3 protein-coding genes are annotated in these 2633 nt (G+C 64.1%); all 3 read left to right on the forward strand.

Going from position 1 to position 2633, the window contains the following annotated elements; translation table 11 throughout:
• Nucleotides 1–1928: hydantoinase/oxoprolinase family protein (locus tag DFR24_RS00020; RefSeq protein WP_133879325.1), on the forward strand; the 1928-nt coding region annotated here is incomplete at its 5' end.
• 12 nt (nt 1929–1940) lie between these two features.
• The gene (locus DFR24_RS00025) at nt 1941–2363 is read left to right on the forward strand and encodes an acetone carboxylase subunit gamma (protein ID WP_210772656.1); all 423 of its coding nucleotides are present in this window, start codon (nt 1941–1943) and stop codon (nt 2361–2363) included.
• Nucleotides 2364–2373: 10 nt separating this feature from the next.
• A partial coding sequence (locus DFR24_RS00030; RefSeq protein WP_281280127.1) for a hydantoinase/oxoprolinase N-terminal domain-containing protein occupies nt 2374–2633 on the forward strand: 260 nt, incomplete at its 3' end.

Raw genomic sequence — 2633 nt, forward strand, 5'->3', positions numbered from 1 at the left:
TGATCAGTATCGATAACGGCGGAACGCTCACCGACGCGTGCGTGATCTATGGTGCCAAGGTGTTTCGCGCCAAGACGCTCACCACGCCGCACGATCTCACGCAGTGCTTCGTGCAGGTGCTGAAGGAAGCCTCGAAACGCGTTTACGGCGAGGAGAAGCTGGCGGCGCTGCTCGAGGAAGTCGATTACATCCGTTACTCGACGACGCAGGGCACGAACGCCGTCGTGCAGCGCAAGGGGCCGCGTCTGGGCCTGATCCTGCGCAAGGGCCAGGACCCGAAGAAGCTGGCGCGCAACAAGGACGAAAAGGACTTGTTCGACGCCACCGTTGGCGATCGCGTGGCCTACGTCGATCCGGGCCTGTCGGACGAGCAGCTCGAGTCCGCACTGACGACGGTCATCAACGAACTGATGTCGGCAGGTGCGAATCGCCTCGTGGTGAGCCTGGGTGGCGCCAACCTTGCGGCCGACGAGATGAAGGTCAAGCACGTGGCGCTGCTGCGCTATCCGCGCCACCTGCTCGGCGCGGTGCCGATCCTGTACTCGCACCAGCTCTCGGATGATGGTGACGACGCGCGCCGTACCTGGAGCAGCCTGCTGAATGCGTTCCTGCACCCGGCGATGGAGCGCTTCCTCTACAACGCCGAGAACGTGCTGCGCGATGCGCGTGCGCGCAACCCGCTGCTGATCTTCTGCAACGACGGCACGTCGTCGCGCGTGGCCAAGACGGTGGCGCTCAAGACCTGGGGTTCGGGTCCGCGTGGCGGCATGGAAGGGGCCAAGGCGCTGGCGCAGCACTACGGCAAGAACACGCTGCTGACGATGGACATCGGCGGCACGACGACCGACATCGGTGTGGTCGATCGTGGCGAAGTGCGCGAGCAGCGCTGGGGCTCGCTGGAAGACATCCAGATCTCGTTCCCGCTGTGCGAGGTCGAGAGCCTCGGCGCCGGTGGCAGCTCGGTGTTCAAGGTGGTGGACGGCAAGGTCCAGGTCGGTCCCGAGTCGGTGGGCGGTGCGCCCGGTCCGGCCTGTTTCGGCTATGGCGGCAAGGAAGCGACGATCACCGACGCCTACCTGCTGCTGGGCATTCTCGATGGCGACTCCTATTTTGGCGGAACGCTGAAGCTCGACAGCGAGCGTGCCAAGGCGGCGATCATGGAAAACGTCGCCAAGCCGCTGGGCGTCTCGCTGGACGAGGCGCTGGTGAAGATGGAACAGGCGTATGTCGGCAAGATTGCCGAGGCGATGAAGCAGATTGCGCCCAACCTCAAGGACGCGGCGTTGCTGGCGTTCGGCGGTGCCGGCCCGATGTCGGCGTGCCGCGTGGCGGATGCGCTGGGCGTCAAGGAGATCATCGTGCCGCGCATGGCGGCGGTGTTCAGCGCCTTCGGCATCGGATTCTCCGACATCGCGCACAGCTACGACGCTGCGCTGACCGATACCGGCGAGAAGGGACTCTCGGATGTCATCGACCGTCTGACCGTTCGTGCCACGCGCGACATGTTCGCCGAAGGTTTCGACCTGTCCGAGTGTGCCGTGGAGAAGACGTTGAGCTTCTCGCAGAACGGCGAGCAGGCCACGCGGCGCCTCAACGGCGACAAGAAAGTTCCGGACGGCCTCAAGGCCGCTCAGGATCTTCGCGTGCAGTTCCGCGCCACCAAGGCGATTCCGCACTTCGCGCTCAAACAGGACGACACCAAGGGCGGCAAGGCGGCCGACACCAAGATCAAACGCAAAGTGCGCCTGAGCGATGGCGGCAAGCTCGCTGATTCGAGCCTGCCGTTGTTCCGTCACGAAGAACTGATGCCCGGCCAGGGCGCGGCGGGCCCGGCGGTGGTGGAGGAGGAGTACTTCACCTGCCTGATCCCTGCTGGCTGGAAGTTCTCGGTCAACGACAACCACGATCTGGTTCTGCAGAAGAACTAGGAGAGGAATCACATGAAAATCGCAATGACGGAATACCTGCAGATCGATCTCGACAAGGAGCGGTGGCTGTGCCGCGTGTGCGAGCACGACGTGGGTCCTGCTCGCGGCAACTACAAGGAAGGCCTGCTGGTGCACGCGCGCGATCCGCGCGAGATCCACAAGCCGATTCTCGACACCTCGTACGAATTCACCTTTGCGCCCGACCCGAAGTGGGTGCAGATCGTGGAGTTCTATTGCCCGGGTTGCGGCACGCAGGTGGAGGTCGAGTACCTGACGCCCGGCCACCCGCCGCTGCACGACATGGAATTCGATATCGATGCGCTCAAGGCGCAGTGGGCCAAGCGGGGTCCTCAGGACCTGAGCAAGATCGCCGGTCCCGAGCCGATGGGCGTCGATTACCACTCCCACCAGTCTGCCGGCACGCGCGGACGCTAGGAGCACGACAATGAAAAGAGTCGCCGTCGATATCGGTGGAACCTTCACCGACTGCTTCATGGTCTGGAACGAGCACACGATCCAGTCCAAGGCCCTGACCACGCATCACAACCTCGCGCTCGGATTCCGCGAGGCGCTGCAGGCAGGCTGCGCCAAGCTCAATCTCGACATGCTGGACGTGCTGTCCGAAGTCGATTCGGTCCGCTACGCCACCACGCTGGGCACCAACGCGCTGATCCAGCGCAAGGGCCCGAAGGTCGCGCTGCTGGT

Source organism: Panacagrimonas perspica (assembly GCF_004364935.1).
Taxonomy (GTDB): Bacteria; Pseudomonadota; Gammaproteobacteria; order Nevskiales; family Nevskiaceae; genus Panacagrimonas; species Panacagrimonas perspica.

Coding starts and splice junctions, on each gene's coding strand:
- DFR24_RS00025 (WP_210772656.1), top strand. CDS start 1,941: ATGAAAATCGCAATGACGGAATACCTGCAGATCGATCTCGACAAGGAG.